Source organism: Mycolicibacterium neoaurum (assembly GCF_036946495.1).
Taxonomy (GTDB): Bacteria; Actinomycetota; Actinomycetes; order Mycobacteriales; family Mycobacteriaceae; genus Mycobacterium; species Mycobacterium neoaurum_B.
The window spans coordinates 3,895,179-3,910,275 of record NZ_JAQIIX010000002.1 but is presented as its reverse complement, the minus strand read 5'-3'; the positions used below and the strand labels follow the sequence as shown (position 1 = coordinate 3,910,275).

The window sequence follows — 15,097 nt, the reverse complement described above, 5'->3', positions numbered from 1 at the left end:
ACCGTAGCCCGACAATCCGTTTCAGTCGCGGCCCTGCCAGGTGCAGATGCAGGCCTCGTTGCCCTCGGCGTCGGCGAGCACCCAGAACGCCGGTGCAGCGGCATCCGAGACGAGCCGCCCGCCTGCGGCCAGCGCCGCCTCGATGCGAGCGCCGGCATGCTCGGGCGGGACATCGACATCCAGATGAATCCGGTTACGTTGCGGGCGTGGCGAATCCATCTGCTGGAACCAGATCGTCGGTCCGCGGCCCAACGGGTCGACCAGTGCCCCCGGCGGGAGGTACGTCGCATCCGGGAGGTCGGCATAGCCGGTGATCGCCCGCCAGAACGGGCGCACCGACGCGATATCGAGCGCGTCGATGGCGAGTTCCAGGATCTGCGGCGGTATCGCCGCGTCGCCCGCAACCGTGTCCCATCCCGCTTCCGACAGGGCGCCGGTGATCCGGCCGGCCGACCTCACATCCGGTTCGGTGATCGTCCCAGTCGCCCGGTCCTGCAGTCGCAGCACCACCCGGTCCTCGCTCAGATCGACGCTCAGATGTCCGGCAGCGTCCGTGTTCAGGGCGTTCACGGCATGCTCGGCGACGCGCACGGCGGTCGCCAGTGAGTCGACGGGTACGTGGGTAATCAGGGTCGACAGGGCCAAGCGCCAGCCGAGCGGGTCGACCGTGGTGCAGATGTCCTGACGACGCACGACTGCCTCTGCTCGACTGAATGTAGAGGTTATCCACAGATTTCATCCACAGGTGTGGAGAAATTACACGCTTGTGTTTTGGGCGCACGACAACCGGCGCGACCGGCTCCCATCAGCGGTTTACCCACCGCGTGATGCAACCAAACATCGAGACGGAAAAATTTCTCTGCAGATTCCGGCGGTGGCCTGTGCGACGCTCGCGTCGTCAGTGCTCCAACTCACCGGCGTCGATGGCGTCCTTGACCTCCTGGGCGTGCGCCACCTCCTCCGCTGTGTAGCGGATGAACAACGCGGCGGCACCGACCACCACGGCGACCGCGGCTACCCACAGCAGACCATAGGTGTAACCCTGGTCCAGCGCATGGTGCTGCGCCTCGTTCATGTTCTTGACCGGGCCCGTGGTACCGCCGAGGTACAGCGTGCGCGAGGTGATGACGGCCTGGATGACCGCCAGCACCACGGGACCACCGAGGTTCTGCAGCATCAGGGCGATGGCCGACACGGGTCCGATCTCGTCGAGGCCCACACCGGCGATGGCCGAGACCGTCAGCGGCACGACGATCATGCCGATACCGAACCCACCAATGGTGATCGGCAGCACGAGGTTGGGGAAGTACGGGATGTCGCCGTTGAGTGTCGAACCGTAGATCATCGCGGCAAGCACCAGCACGCCGCCGGAGATCACGAGCCAACGCGGAGCAAACCGGGATACCAATTGAGAGGACACGCCCAGACCGATGCCGAGTGCGATCACGAAGGGGATGAACCCGATGCCGGCGCGCAGCGCGCTGTAGCCCATGATGTCCTGGACGTAGAGCCCGATGAGCACGGTCAGGGTGAACATCACGCCACCGGCCAGGAAGACCGCCGCAAAGGTGGCGACGCGATTGCGGTCACGGAACAGTGAGAACGGCACGACCGGGTTCTCCGCGGTGCGTTCGGCGTACAGGAACGCCAGCCCGAAGATGCCGGCGCCGGCCAGCGATGCCAGCGTCAGGGGCGAGGCCCAGCCCTTCTCGGGGCCCATCGAGAACCCGAAGACGGCTGCGGTACAGGTCAGCGTCGCCAGGATGGCGCCCGCCGCGTCGAGCTTCATCGGCGCGCGGTCGGTCTCCCGCAGATGCGTGCGGGCCAGGTACAACATCACCAGGCCGATCGGCACGTTGACCAGGAAGGCCCACCGCCAGGACACCTCGGTCAGCGCCCCGCCGACCACGAGGCCCATCACCGAGCCGATACCCGTCATGGCGGCGAACACGGCGGTCGCGCTGTTGCGGGCGGGTCCCTTGGGGAATGTCGTGGCGATCAGCGCCAAACCGGTGGGCGAGGCGATCGCCGCACCCACACCCTGCAGCAACCTGGCGATGACCAGCGTGGCCTCATCCCAGGCCACACCGCAGAGCACCGAGGCGATGGTGAAGAGTGCGACACCCACGATGAAGGTGCGCTTACGTCCGATGGTGTCGCCGAGGCGACCACCCAGCAACATCAGCCCACCGAAGGTGAGCACATACGCGGTGATGACCCAGCTGCGACCGGCATCGGAAAGACCGAGCTCGTCCTGGATCTTAGGAAGCGCGACGATGGCGACAGTGCTGTCCATCGTGGCCAGCAGCTGCATACCGCCGATGGCGATGACGGCGGCGATGAAGTTCCAGGACGGCAGGAACGCCGGTGACTTGCCGTTTTGCTGCATATCCCCTCGGCCTACGTGCACTGGCAGGGCCCGGTTGCTGCCGCCTGCACCGTCTCGGCTGGATTTCCGGCCAGCGTCGTTGAGAGCAGTCATACCGGGTTACCTTACAGTAATCTTAAGAATCCTTTAACTGCCGAACGCCGCCACAGCCCCGATGACGATGATCGCAGGCGGTCGAATCCCCTCCGAACGTACCTTTTCGGCAACGTCGGTCAGGGTGGCCCGCACTGTGCGCTGCGCCGCCGTCGTCCCGTGCTGGACCACCATCACCGGCGTATCCGCAGGTCGGCCGCCCGACAGCAGCGCCTGAGCGAACAGTTCGATCCGCTCGACGGCCATCAGCAGCACGATGGTTCCTGACATCGCGGCCAGCGCATCCCAATTCACTAACGATTCGGGGTGCCCCGGCGCAACATGGCCGCTGACCACGACGAACTCGTGGGTGATGTGCCGATGCGTCACCGGCACACCGGCCAGGGCCGGCACACCGATGGCGCTGGTCACACCGGGTACCACGGTCACCGGCACACCTGCTTCGGCGCACGCGATCACCTCCTCGTACCCTCGCGCGAACACGAACGGGTCGCCGCCCTTGAGCCGCACGACGAACTTGCCCGCCTTCGCACGGTCGATCAGCACATCGTTGATGGCCTCCTGGGCCATCGCGCGTCCGTACGGGATCTTGGCGGCGTCGATCACCTCGACATGGGGCGGCAGTTCGGCCAGCAGCTCGGGCGGCGCGAGCCGGTCGGCGACGACGACGTCGGCGTTGGCCAGCAGTCGCCGGCCGCGCACCGTGATCAACTCCGGGTCCCCCGGTCCGCCGCCGACGAGGGCGACCCCCTCGTGCACGGTCACACCCTCGGCACCGGTGTTGCGCTCCCGGTCACTGATGAGTCCCTGCTGCAGCGCCTCGTGGATGGCCGAGCGGATGGCCGCCGACCGGCGGTGCTCGCCGCTGGCCAGCACCCCCACCGACAACCCCTCGTATTCGAAGGAGGCGGGCGTGACCGCCGTGCCCTCCCTGGCGATATCGGCGCGCACGCAGAAGATCCGTCGCCGATCCGCACCGGCGACGATCGCGGCGTTCACTTCAGGATCATCGGTGGCGGCGAGGGCGTACCAAGCACCGTCGAGGTCTTCGTCACGGAACGCCCGAAGGGTCACGGTGACGGTTGCCGACGAGTCACCGAAGGCTTCCACCGCCGGGGTGGCCGCCAGGGTGATGACATGGACATCCGCGCCGGCGGCAACCAGAAGCGGGAGCCGGCGCTGCGCCACGGTGCCGCCGCCGACCACGACGACTTTGCGGCCCTCCAGACGCAGACCGACAAGGTAGGCGTTGTCTGTCACTGGGCTCCTCGGGTGCGCTTCACCCGCCGAGCTTAAAGGTTGCCGCCGCGGTGACGAAGCGCGAGCACGCCTTCGGATGTCCGGCCGGATGGGTGTGCAGATAGCCCGCGTGTACCCCGGCGTGCACCGCACCGTCCCGGCCACCGGTCCCGGCGAATCCCCACGCCGGTTCGTATTCTGTGGCGAAAGTCACTGCGGTCCGGTGGAACTCGTGCCCACTGACCCTCTCCCCCGCGATGTGCATGGACGAATCGGCCACTGCGACGGCATCACGGTAGCCCAATGTGAGCCGCTCGGTGAACGATGCCGAACCGGCGAGGACCCCACACATCGGCGCGCCGTCCAGATCGTCCATCAGATAGGTCAGCCCGGCGCACTCGGCGTGCACCGGGCCACCAGCGGCCGCCAGCGCCCGAATCTCGGCCCGCACGGTCGTATTGGCCGACAACTCGGTGGTGAACTGTTCGGGAAACCCACCGGGGATCACCACGCCCGCGGTGCCCGCGGGCAACAGCTCGGTGAGCGGATCGAATTCGACGACATCCGCCCCGGCGGCGGTCAGCAGTTCGCGGTGCTCGGCGTAGCCGAAGCTGAAGGCGCGCCCGGCGGCCAGGGCGATGGTGACCGGCTCCTGGAGACGGTGTTCAGGCTCCGGGCTCCAGGCGGGGGTGTGTGTATGGGCCGTAGCCGCCCCGGCCACCGCGCCCACGTCGACGTGCTGGGCGACCAGATCGGTCATCGCCGCGACCGCACGCTGAGCCAGCGCCCCGAACTCCACTGCCGTCACCAGCCCCAGGTGCCGCGAGGGCACCTCCAGTTCGGCCGACCGCGGGATCGCCCCGAACACGGGCACCCCGGCCTGTTCACACCCCTGGCGCAGGACCTGTTCGTGGCGCGCCGAACCGACCCGGTTCAGAATCACCCCGGCCACTCGGATCGAGCTGTCGAATGTCGAGAAACCGTGCAGCAGTGCGCCGATGCTGTGCGCCTGCCCGCGGGCATCGACCACCAGCACCACCGGCGCGCCGAGCAGGGCGGCAACGTGCGCGGTGGAGCCCTGCGCCGGACCGGTGTGGTGTGCACTTATGCGCCCGTCGAACAGGCCCATCACACCCTCGACGACGGCGATGTCGGCCGCCGCGGCACCGTGCCGGTAGAGCGGTCCGATCAGGTGCTCACCCACCAGGACCGGATCCAGGTTGCGTCCCGGCACACCGGCGGCCAGCGCGTGGTAGCCGGGGTCGATGAAATCCGGGCCGACCTTGAACGGCGCCACGCGTCGACCGGCTCGCCGCAGCGCGCCCATCAGACCCGTTGCGATCGTGGTCTTTCCGCTGCCCGATGACGGCGCGGCGATGACGACCGCTGGAGCTACCACTCGATGCCCCGCTGCCCCTTGCGGCCCGCGTCCATCGGATGCTTCACCTTGGTCATCTCGGTCACCAGGTCGGCGGCGTCGATGAGCGCCTGCGGCGCATCGCGACCGGTGATCACCACATGCTGGCGACCCGGCCGGTCGGCCAGGGTCGCGACGACCTCGTCGACATCGATCCAGCCCCATTTGAGTGGATAGGTGAACTCGTCGAGGACGTAGAAGTCGTGCTGTGCGGCGGCGATTCGGCGGCTGATCTCAGCCCAGCCGTCCCGCGCGGTCTCGGCGTGATCCACCTCGGATCCGTGCTTGCGCGTCCATGACCAGCCCGAGCCCATCTTGTGCCACTGCACGGGACCACCGGCGCCGTGCTCGTCGTGCAGCCTGCCGAGCTCCCGAAAGACGCTCTCCTCGCCCACCTTCCACTTCGCGCTCTTGACGAACTGGAACACCCCGATGTCGAAACCCTGATTCCAGGCCCGCAAGGCCATCCCGAACGCCGCGGTCGACTTTCCCTTGCCCGGCCCGGTGTGTACCGCCAGCAGCGGCGCATTGCGCCGGGCTTTGGTGGTCAGCCCGTCATCGGGCACTGTCAGCGGTTGTCCCTGTGGCATCGGGTCTCCTCGGTTGTCCTCATGCCGCCGTCTTGACCAGCGAGGTGAGTTCACCGGCCTGCAGATGCGCGAGCCGGACCGCCGGGGCCTGCAGCTGACGCGCCAATTCCTCGGCCAAACCCAGTCGCACGAACGAGGTCTCACAGTCCACCACGACGGCCGCGGCGCCCTCGGCCAACAGCATCCGCGCCGCCGTCCTGGTCCGACCCAGCGGGTCCGGTCCCCCGGTCGCACGTCCGTCGGTGAGCACCACCACCAGCGGCCGACGCGCACGGTCGCGCGCCTTCTCGCGCACCACCACATCACGCGCCGCCAGCAGGCCTTGCGCCAGTGGGGTTTTGCCGCCGGTGTCGAACCGGGCCAACCGCCGGCCGGCGATGTACACCGAGGAGGTGGGCGGCAGCAGCAGGTCGGCCTGCCCGCCGCGGAAGGTGATCACCGCGACCTTGTCGCGCCGCTGGTAGGCGTCACGCAACAACGACAGCGCCGCCCCGCCGACCGCCGACATCCGGTCGCGCGCCGCCATCGAACCCGAGGCGTCCACGACGAAGATCACCAGATTGCCCTCGCGGCCCTCACGTACCGCGCGCCGCACATCCTCGGGTTGCACCTGCGGCCGCCCGGGTCGGCGCTGATTGTTGACCGCCGCGAGAAGGGTGGCGAAGACATGAGTTCCGTGGCCCTCGCCCACCACCTCGGTGGACCCGACGGTGCTGCCGGTGCGGTTGCGCGCCTTGGACCGCCGGCCCGGAGCACCCTCGCCGACGCCGGGGACCACCAGGGCGCGGGTTCGGAATGTCGACGACGGCGGTGCGCTGGACCGCGTCGGCGGCGGAGCGGTCTGCTGCTGCTCACCGCGGTCCGACGAATCGGCTTGTGCGGCCGACCCTTCCGTGGGGGCATCCGATCCCCCGCCGCCACCGGGCGGCTCGGGTTCGGGCTCGTCGGGGGCCTCGGCGGTCTGTGACAGCGCATCGTCGAGCCGCTCGGGATCAAGGCCGGGATCGTCGAACGGATCACGGCGCCGGCGGTGCGGCAGCGCAAGCTCCGCGGCCACCCGAATGTCTTCTTCCTCCACGACCGCGCTGCCGCGCCACGCGGCGTGCGCGACCGCGGTGCGGGCCAGCACCAGGTCGGCCCGCATCCCGTCCACGTCGAACGCCGCACACAGCGCGGCGATACGTCGTAACTCGTTGTCCCCCAGCACCACATCGGCGAGTGCGGCGCGCGCGGCGGCAATGCGGCGGGCCAGCTCGGCATCGGCCTCGGCGTAACCGGCGGCGAAACCGTCCGGGTCGGCTTCATAGGCCAGCCGCGACCGGATCACCTCGACGCGGGTATCGACATCGCGGGAGGCCGCCACGTCGACGGTGAGGCCGAACCGATCCAGCAGCTGCGGCCGCAGCTCGCCCTCTTCGGGGTTCATGGTCCCGATCAGGACGAATCGGGCGTCATGGGAGTGCGAGACACCATCACGTTCGATATGCACCCGGCCCATCGCGGCGGCATCCAACAGGACATCGACCAGATGGTCGTGCAACAGGTTGACCTCGTCGACATAGAGCACACCGCCGTGGGCGCGCGCCAGCAGTCCCGGGGAAAACGCGTGTTCACCTTCGCGGAGCACCTTCTGCAGATCGAGCGATCCGACGACGCGGTCCTCGGTGGCCCCGATCGGCAGTTCGACCAGCCGCGCGTCCGCGTCCACGTGGGCGAGCACGGCCGCCAGCGCGCGCACGGCGGTCGACTTGGCGGTGCCCTTCTCGCCGCGGATCAGCACGCCCCCGATATCGGGGCGCACCGCGCACAGGATCAGGGCCAGCCGCAATCGGTCGTGACCGATCAACGCGCTGAACGGATATGTCACGCGGCCCCTCCTGACGCGGGGCGGACCATCGCGATGTGCGGGATGCCGTCCTCGATGAATTCCTCACCCTCACGGACGAACCCGTGTGCGGCGTACATGTCCTGCAGATAGGTCTGCGCGTCGATCCGGCACGGATAGGTACCCACCTCGGCGAGCGCGGCCTGCATCAGCCGTGAGGTGTGCCCGCGGCCGCGGTCGCTGCGTTTGGTGCACACCCGGCCGATGCGGAACACCTTCTCCCCGCCCGGATGTTCCTCCATCAATCGCAGCGTCGAAATCACCTGTCCGTCTTCACCTTCCAGCCAGAAGTGCCGGGTCTCGGCGAGCAGGTCACGGCCGTCGAGTTCTGGGTAGGGACAAGCCTGCTCGACAACGAAGACCTCGACACGCAGCTTGAGCAGTTCGTAGAGGGTGGCGGCGTCGAGATCCTTGGCCCAATTTCGGCGCAGCGCGACGGTCATGGTGAGCTCACCGTCATACGGGCGCTGGTGCATCGAGTTTGAGCACCTTGGTGCCGTGATCCCAGATCTCGCGGAACAGTGCCGGCTCGCCGGAGAGCTTGGTTCCCAGCGAGGGCACCATCTCCTTGAGCTTGGGCAACCAGGTCGGGTAGCGGTCGGCGAAGCAGCGTTCCATCACCTCGAGCATGGCCGGCACCGCGGTCGAGGCACCGGGGGACGCACCGAGCAGACCGGCGATGCTGCCGTCGGCGGCGGTGAGCACGGTGGTGCCGAATTCCAGCACCCCACCGGCACCCTTGCGCCGGATCACCTGCACACGCTGCCCGGCGATGTCCAGCTCCCAGTCCGAATCGACTGCGCTGGGTGCGAATTCACGCAGCGCGTCGACCCGGTCTGCCTCGCTGAGCAGCAGCTGACCGATGAGGTACTTCAGCAGGCTCATCTCGGTGAGTCCGACACCCACCATCGAGGCCAGGTTGTTGGGCTTGACCGAGAGCGGCAGATCGGTGACCTTGCCCTGCTTGAGGAACTTGGGCGACCATCCGGCGAACGGCCCGAACAGCAGATAGGACTTACCGTTGATCACCCGGGTGTCCAGGTGAGGCACCGACATCGGCGGGGCGCCCAGCGGCGGCGCGCCGTAGACCTTGGCCTGGTGTCCGGCGGTGAGCTCGGGATTGGCCGACCGCAACCACTGACCGCCGACGGGGAAGCCGCCGAATCCCTTGGCCTCGGGGATGCCCGCCTTCTGCAGCAGCGGGAGTGCACCGCCACCCGCACCGACGAATACGAACTTCGCCTTGATCTTGTGCTTGGCCCGGGTGCGCCGATTGACGACCTTGACCGTCCAGCCGCCGTCGGAATCCTTGGAGAGGTCGCGCACATCGTGCCCGAACAGCGTGGTCATCCCCTGGCTCGCGGTGTAGCCGATCAACTGGCGCGACAGCGAGCCGAAGTCGACATCGGTACCGGATTGGGTCCAGTTCAGTGCGACCGGCTCGGCGAACGTGCGCTTGGCGGCCATGAACGGCAGCCTGCGGGCGAACTCGTCGGTGTCGTCGATGTACTCCATGCCCGAGAACAGCGGGTTGGAGACCAACGCCTCGTACCGGGCGCGCAGGTAGGCGACATTGTCGGCGCCCTCGACGAAGCTGACGTGTGGGATCGGGTTCAAGAAGTTGCGCACATCGGGCAGCACGCCGTTCTCCACGGCGTAGGTCCAGAACTGACGCGAGACCTGGAACTGCTCGTTGACGTTGACGGCCTTGGCGATGTCGATGGTGCCATCGGAATTCTGCGGCGTGTAGTTCAGCTCACAGAGCGCCGAATGGCCAGTGCCCGCGTTGTTCCAGGGGTCGCTACTCTCGGCGGCCGCACCGTCGAGGCGCTCGACCAAGGTGATCGACCAGTTCGGTTCGAGCAGGCGCAGCAGAGCACTCAGGGTGGCGCTCATGATGCCGGCACCGACGAGTACCACGTCCGTCTTCACGGTCTTCGAGTCAGACACGACCACAAGGTTATCGTCGTCGGGCTCGGTGGCCTCGCTCGCCCCGGCCGCGCCGACCCTTCGGGCGTACCGGTCACTAGAGTGGCAGACGTGACCGGCTGGGAGCCCGACGTCTTGCCAGGCTATTGGCAGCACCAGTTGCCTCTCGGTGCCGACCCCGATGGTGAGGGCGAGCTGGTGGCGACGCTGGTATCGCGCGGACGTCCGCAGCCGCGAGCCGCACGCGCGGTGCTGGTGGTGCACGGTTACACCGATTACTTCTTCCATACCGAGCTGGCCGACCATCTGGCCGGGCGCGGATTCGCCTGTTATGCCCTGGACCTACCCAAGTGCGGGCGGTCGCGGCGTGCCGGCCAAACCCCGCATTTCACCTCGGACCTGGCCCATTACGATCCGGCGCTGCAGGCGGCGTTGACTGCCGTCGATGCCGAGCAGGTACTGATGTACGGCCATTCGGCCGGTGGACTGATCCTCTCGCTGTGGCTGGATCGGCTGCGCCGCCGCGGCGCCACCGGCCCGATCACCGGGCTGGTGCTCAACAGCCCCTTCCTCGACCTGCACGGCCCGGCGGTCCTGCGTACTCCACCCACTTCGGCGGCGCTGATGGCGCTGGCCCGGGTCCGCAAGCTGCAGGTGGTCCGCAAGCCCGGCGTGGGTGGCTACGGCACCACCCTGCACCGCGATTTCGCCGGTGAGTTCGACTACAACCTGGACTGGAAGCCCGTCGGCGGATTCCCGATCACCTTCGGCTGGATCAACGCAATCCGGCGGGGGCAGAGACGGTTACACCGGGGCCTCGATATCGGTGTGCCCAGCCTCGTCCTGCGCTCGGACCACAGTGTCGCCGAGGTCTCCGACCCGGACCTGATCCAGCGCGGCGACGCGGTGCTCGACGTCGGCCAGATCGCGCGCTGGGCCGGCTGCATCGGCAATCGGCTCACGGTCGTACCCGTCGCCGACGCCAAGCACGACGTATTCCTCTCGCTGCCCGAACCGCGGGCCGCGGCCTACCGCGAACTCGATACCTGGCTGGATTGGTATCTGACGAGCGGGACCACATCGACCGCGCCTCATGCCGGATAGGACTCCCATATGCAGCATTACGACCTGACGATCATCGGCACCGGTTCGGGTAACAGCATCCCCGACCCGAACGTCGACCCTCGCTATGCGGACATGCGGATCGCCATCTGCGAGCAGGGGACGTTCGGCGGCACCTGCCTCAACGTGGGTTGTATTCCGACCAAGATGTTCGTCTACGCCGCGGAGGTGGCCCACACCGTGCGGCAGAGCGCGCAGTACGGCGTGGATGCCCATATCGACAAGATCCGCTGGCCCGATATCGTCGCACGGGTCTTCGGCCGGATCGACCCCATCGCCAGCGGCGGTGAGGCCTACAAGCGCAGCCTGCCCAATATCGACGTCTACGGCAGTCACACCCGATTCAGCGGGGTGTCCGACGGGCGCTACACACTGCGCACCGAGGACGGCGCGGAGTTCAGCTCTGATCAGGTGGTGATCGCCGCCGGCGCACGGGCGGTGATCCCGCCGGCCATCACCGAATGTGGGGTCCGGTACTACACCAGCGACAACATCATGCGCATCGACGAACTGCCCGAGCACCTGGTGATCGTCGGCGGTGGTTTCGTCACCGCCGAGTTCGCGCACGTGTTCTCCGCCCTCGGCGTGCGGATCACCATCGTCGTGCGCGGACCGGGTCTGCTGACCCATTGCGATGAGACGCTGTGCCACCGTTTCACCGATCTGGCCGCCCAGAAATGGGATCTGCGCACGCATGTCAACGTCGTGGGCTCGCGCCCGCAGGACGGCGACGGTGTCGTCCTCGAACTCGACGACGGCACCGAGTTGGCCGCCGACATGCTGCTGGTGGCCACCGGTCGCCGCCCCAACGGTGATCAGCTCGATGCCGAACTGGCCGGTGTCGACGTCTCCGACGGCATGGTCGTCGTCGACGAGTTCCAGCGCACCAGCGCGCGCGGGGTGTGGGCGCTGGGCGATGTGTCCTCGAACTATCAGCTCAAGCACGTGGCCAACCATGAGATGCGGGTGGTGCGCCACAACCTGCTGCGGGACTGGGACGACACCGGAGCCATGGTGGCCAGCGACCACCGGTATGTGCCCTCGGCGGTGTTCACCGATCCCCAGCTGGCCACCGTCGGCCTGACCGAGGCACAGGCCCGCGACGCCGGTCACGATGTCATCGTCAAGGTGCAGAGCTACGGCGACACCGCCTACGGCTGGGCCATGGAGGACACCACCGGGATCGCCAAGCTCGTCGGCGACCGGGCGACCGGCAAGCTGCTCGGCGCGCACATCATGGGGTATCAGGCATCGTCGATCATCCAGCCGCTGATCCAGGCGATCAGTTTCGGCCAGACCGCCAAAGAGGTTGCCACCGGCCAATATTGGATCCATCCCGCGCTGCCCGAGGTGATCGAGAACGCACTGCTGGGCTTGGTCCAGTGATGATCAGACGCTGCCGCTCCAGCGCTGCTCGACGCGCCCGAAACGCCAGTACGCCATGGCGATCACCCAGGTCGCGACGAACATACCGACGATCATGAAACCGACGAATTCCAGATCTGCCGAACCGATCGCGGCCAGTACACCGGCCTCCAGACCGAAGCGATCGGTGACCAGACCGGCCAACACGATCACACCCACGGCGAGTGCGACGAATACCGAGAGCACCGTCACGGTCAGGTTGTAATACACCTTGCGGATCGGATGGAGGAACGCCCACCCGTAGGCGCGCGACATGAAGATTCCGTCGAGCGCGTCGAACAGGCTCATGCCGGCCGCGAACAGGACCGGCAGCACCATGATCGCGTACCACGGCAGCGTGAAGGCGGCGGTCCCCGCCGCCAGGACCAGCAGCGCGACCTGGGTGGCGGTGTCGAAGCCCAGACCCATCAGCAGACCGACGGGATACAGGTGCCACGGCTTGCTGACCCGCCTCATCACCCTGCCCAGCAGGCGCGCAAGGAAGCCACGATTGTTGAGTTGACGCTCGAGCTCGGCCTCGTCGAACCGACCGGAGCGCATGTCGCGCAATACCTTGGCAATGCCCACCACGGCGAACAGGTTCGTCACACCGATGAGGATGAGGAATGTCCCTGCGACCACCGAACCGATGAGTCCCAGGGTCTGCAGCATCGACGAGTTCTCATCCTGCACGGGTCCGGCCAGTGCCCGCACGCCGAGCGCGAGCAGCAGCGCCAATCCGAAGACGACACTGGAATGTCCGAGCGAGAACCAGAAGCCTGTCGACATCGATCGTTTGCCCTCACCGACCAGCTTGCGGGTGGTGTTGTCGATGACGGCGATATGGTCGGCATCGAAGGCGTGCCGGACGCCGAGCAGGTAGGCGGTGACCCCGAGGCCGACACCGAAGACTCCGGCCGATCCGAGCGTGATGTGTTGGGGCGCAACCGCCAGCACGAGCACTCCCCAGCCGAAAACGTGCAACACGACCACGACGGCGGCCATGGCCGCGATCGTCATCCAGTCGGATCGGTCGAAGGAGAGCGTGCTCGACCGCTCAGCGGGGGTGTTCATCGACCGAGCCTAAGCCGATACTCCAACATCTGTCCAAGCGAAAAGATGTCCGGCCGATTTCCCGTGGTGGTGTCAGCTGTGCCCGGCGCCGATCCAGTGCAGCAGATCGTGCACGATCTCGTCGTCGAGCCGATAGCTCACGGTGCGGCCGGCGCGAGTGCTCTCCACCCAACCCTGTCCCCGGAGCACCCGAAGTGCTTGCGAGACAGCATTTTCAGATCGGTTCAGGGCCGCGGCAAGGTCACCGACGCAGATTCCGGGCACACGGTGCAGGCTGAGCAGGATCTCCAGTCGGTGCGGGTCGGACAACAGATCGAAGCGACGGGCCCACTCACCGGTGTCGACATCGGTCAGCGCCGATGTCGCCTTGTGTATCGCCGACGCGTCCTCCATGACTGGCAATCTAGTCGCCGACGGCGATGTGCGTCGCAGCGCTCAATCCAGAAAGCCGTGCAGCAGCGCCGCCGAGCCGGCCAGATGCGCGCACATCGCATCGGCGGCGGCGCCGGCATCCCCGGCCAGGATGGCCTCGACGATCGCATCGTGCTGTTCGTCGGAGTGTGAGATGTTGCGGCCCAGCAGCGGGATCTGGTCGAGTAATGCGTTGATCCGCATCCGGTTCTCGGCTACCAGCGGCACCAGCGAGACCGATCCGGCGGCCTCGGCGATGGCCAGGTGCAGCCGCGAGTCCAGCCGCCGGTAATCCTCGGCAGCGGCACCGCGCACATCCTCGCAGCGCGAGCGCAACTCGGCGGCTTCGGCCTCGCTCAGGGCGCGGGTGGCGGCCATCCGCGCCGCCCCCACCTCCAGGATCTCGCGCAGCCGCAGCACATCGTCGAGGACATCGCGGGTGACCGTGTCACCGTCGGATGGTTGCGCATGTTCGGGCAGCGCGTCGGCCAGGAAGGTGCCACCGTAACGGCCGCGTTTGGAGACCAGATAGCCGGTATCGGCAAGCGATTTGATGGCTTCACGCACGGTGTCGCGGCTGACGCCGAGCCGGGCGGCGAGCTCGCGTTCCGGTGGCAGCGAGTCACCGGGCGCCAACACCCCGAGCCGGATCATCTGCAACAGCCTGCCCACGGTGTCCTCGAACGCATTGCCGAGCCGGACCGGACGCAGCAAGGCATCGCTGGCCGGCTGTGGATCCGGTCCCACCGACAACGGAAGCCTCCCTTTACAGCGGTGTCACGTAGGCCGAGCTGATGCCACCGTCGACGAGGAACGACGAGCCGGTGATGAACGAGGCATCATCACTGGCCAGGAAGGCTACCGCGGCGGCGAGCTCCTCGGGTTCGGCGAACCGGCCGACCGGCACGTGCACCAACCTACGCGCCGCCCGCTCGGGATCCTTGGCGAACAGTTCCTTGAGCAGCGGGGTGTTCACCGGCCCGGGGCACAGCGCGTTGACCCGGATGCCCTGGCGCGCGAACTGCACACCGAGTTCACGCGACATCGCCAGCACGCCGCCCTTGGAGGCGGTGTAGGAGATCTGGGAGGTCGCCGAACCCATCACTGCCACGAAGGACGCGGTGTTGATGATCGACCCGCGCTGCGCGGGAACCATGTGCCGCAGTGCGGCTTTGGAGCATAGGAAGACCGATTTGAGGTTGATGTCCTGGACCCGCTGCCAGGCATCCAGGCTGGTGTTCTCGATCAGATCGTCCTCGGGCGGGCTTATCCCGGCGTTGTTGAAGGCGATGTCCACGCCGCCGTGTACCTCGAAGGCGGTGTCGAACAGGTTGTCCACCGCGACCGGGTCGGCGACGTCGACCTGGACGAAGGTGACGTTGAGATCGTTGGCCACCGACTGACCGGTGGCCGCGTCGACATCACCGATGACCACGATGGCGCCCTCGGCCTGCATGCGCTTCGCGGCGGCCAGTCCGATCCCGCTGGCACCGCCGGTGATGACGGCGACCTTGTCCTTGAGTCGCTGGGTCAGATCCACTTGC

Annotated in this window: 14 protein-coding genes; 2 read left to right on the top strand and 12 right to left on the bottom strand. The window is 67.5% G+C overall.

The features are described 5' to 3' along the window. Window positions 1-21: 21 nt before the first annotated feature. From PGN27_RS24170 to mqo, 8 genes are all read right to left on the bottom strand, one after another. Window positions 22-693 (bottom strand): VOC family protein, encoded by a 672-nt coding sequence (locus PGN27_RS24170; RefSeq protein WP_335328384.1) that lies wholly within the window; start codon window positions 691-693, stop codon window positions 22-24. 205 nt (window positions 694-898) lie between these two features. Next, window positions 899-2,389 carry an MFS transporter gene (locus PGN27_RS24165; RefSeq protein ID WP_335328383.1) on the bottom strand — a complete coding sequence of 497 codons (1,491 nt, stop codon included), beginning with the start codon at window positions 2,387-2,389 and terminating at the stop codon, window positions 899-901. A gap of 126 nt (window positions 2,390-2,515) precedes the next feature. Then, on the bottom strand, window positions 2,516-3,742 hold the full coding sequence (cobA, locus tag PGN27_RS24160) for a uroporphyrinogen-III C-methyltransferase (RefSeq protein ID WP_335328382.1): 1,227 nt from the start codon (window positions 3,740-3,742) through the stop codon (window positions 2,516-2,518). Between the two features lie 19 nt (window positions 3,743-3,761). After that, window positions 3,762-5,120: a cobyrinic acid a,c-diamide synthase CobB gene (locus PGN27_RS24155; protein WP_335328381.1), complete on the bottom strand. Its 1,359-nt coding sequence runs from the start codon at window positions 5,118-5,120 to the stop codon at window positions 3,762-3,764. Beyond that, the gene (cobO, locus tag PGN27_RS24150) at window positions 5,114-5,728 is read right to left on the bottom strand and encodes a cob(I)yrinic acid a,c-diamide adenosyltransferase (protein WP_335328380.1); all 615 of its coding nucleotides are present in this window, start codon (window positions 5,726-5,728) and stop codon (window positions 5,114-5,116) included. Before cobO ends, PGN27_RS24155 begins: the two co-directional genes overlap by 7 nt. 19 nt (window positions 5,729-5,747) lie before the next feature. Next, the gene (locus PGN27_RS24145) at window positions 5,748-7,595 is read right to left on the bottom strand and encodes a magnesium chelatase subunit D family protein (protein ID WP_335328379.1); all 1,848 of its coding nucleotides are present in this window, start codon (window positions 7,593-7,595) and stop codon (window positions 5,748-5,750) included. Beyond that, on the bottom strand, window positions 7,592-8,056 hold the full coding sequence (locus tag PGN27_RS24140; RefSeq protein ID WP_030134978.1) for a GNAT family N-acetyltransferase: 465 nt from the start codon (window positions 8,054-8,056) through the stop codon (window positions 7,592-7,594). Before PGN27_RS24140 ends, PGN27_RS24145 begins: the two co-directional genes overlap by 4 nt. Window positions 8,057-8,069: 13 nt before the next feature. Continuing rightward, complete coding sequence (mqo, locus tag PGN27_RS24135) at window positions 8,070-9,509, bottom strand: malate dehydrogenase (quinone) (RefSeq protein WP_335328845.1); 1,440 nt, start codon at window positions 9,507-9,509, stop codon at window positions 8,070-8,072. Between the two features lie 144 nt (window positions 9,510-9,653). On the opposite strand from mqo, the gene PGN27_RS24130 reads away from it, so the two are divergent. Beyond that, entirely contained in the window at window positions 9,654-10,646 is a 993-nt protein-coding gene (locus PGN27_RS24130; RefSeq protein ID WP_335328378.1) for an alpha/beta hydrolase, read from the top strand. A 9-nt stretch (window positions 10,647-10,655) separates the two neighbouring features. Further along, on the top strand, window positions 10,656-12,050 hold the full coding sequence (gene mtr / locus PGN27_RS24125; RefSeq protein ID WP_335328377.1) for a mycothione reductase: 1,395 nt from the start codon (window positions 10,656-10,658) through the stop codon (window positions 12,048-12,050). 3 nt (window positions 12,051-12,053) lie between these two features. Here the strand turns inward: mtr and nicT are convergent, their stop codons facing one another. From nicT to PGN27_RS24105, 4 genes are all read right to left on the bottom strand, one after another. Then, window positions 12,054-13,142, bottom strand: a complete 1,089-nt coding sequence (gene nicT / locus PGN27_RS24120) for a Nickel transporter NicT (RefSeq protein WP_335328376.1) — start codon at window positions 13,140-13,142, stop codon at window positions 12,054-12,056. A gap of 72 nt (window positions 13,143-13,214) precedes the next feature. Continuing rightward, complete coding sequence (locus PGN27_RS24115; RefSeq protein WP_335328375.1) at window positions 13,215-13,535, bottom strand: ArsR/SmtB family transcription factor; 321 nt, start codon at window positions 13,533-13,535, stop codon at window positions 13,215-13,217. A gap of 42 nt (window positions 13,536-13,577) precedes the next feature. Continuing rightward, window positions 13,578-14,306, bottom strand: a complete 729-nt coding sequence (locus tag PGN27_RS24110) for a FadR/GntR family transcriptional regulator (RefSeq protein ID WP_335328374.1) — start codon at window positions 14,304-14,306, stop codon at window positions 13,578-13,580. 13 nt (window positions 14,307-14,319) lie between these two features. Further along, window positions 14,320-15,093 (bottom strand): 3-oxoacyl-ACP reductase, encoded by a 774-nt coding sequence (locus PGN27_RS24105; protein ID WP_141869519.1) that lies wholly within the window; start codon window positions 15,091-15,093, stop codon window positions 14,320-14,322. Window positions 15,094-15,097 lie beyond the last annotated feature (4 nt).

Excerpts from the sequence above, each read along its gene's own strand:
- PGN27_RS24165 (WP_335328383.1), bottom strand. The coding sequence starts at position 2,389 with ATGCAGCAAAACGGCAAGTCACCGGCGTTCCTGCCGTCCTGGAACTTC.
- cobO (WP_335328380.1), bottom strand. The coding sequence starts at position 5,728 with ATGCCACAGGGACAACCGCTGACAGTGCCCGATGACGGGCTGACCACC.
- PGN27_RS24140 (WP_030134978.1), bottom strand. The coding sequence starts at position 8,056 with ATGACCGTCGCGCTGCGCCGAAATTGGGCCAAGGATCTCGACGCCGCC.
- mqo (WP_335328845.1), bottom strand. The coding sequence starts at position 9,509 with ATGAGCGCCACCCTGAGTGCTCTGCTGCGCCTGCTCGAACCGAACTGG.
- mtr (WP_335328377.1), top strand. The coding sequence starts at position 10,656 with ATGCAGCATTACGACCTGACGATCATCGGCACCGGTTCGGGTAACAGC.
- nicT (WP_335328376.1), bottom strand. The coding sequence starts at position 13,142 with ATGAACACCCCCGCTGAGCGGTCGAGCACGCTCTCCTTCGACCGATCC.
- PGN27_RS24115 (WP_335328375.1), bottom strand. The coding sequence starts at position 13,535 with ATGGAGGACGCGTCGGCGATACACAAGGCGACATCGGCGCTGACCGAT.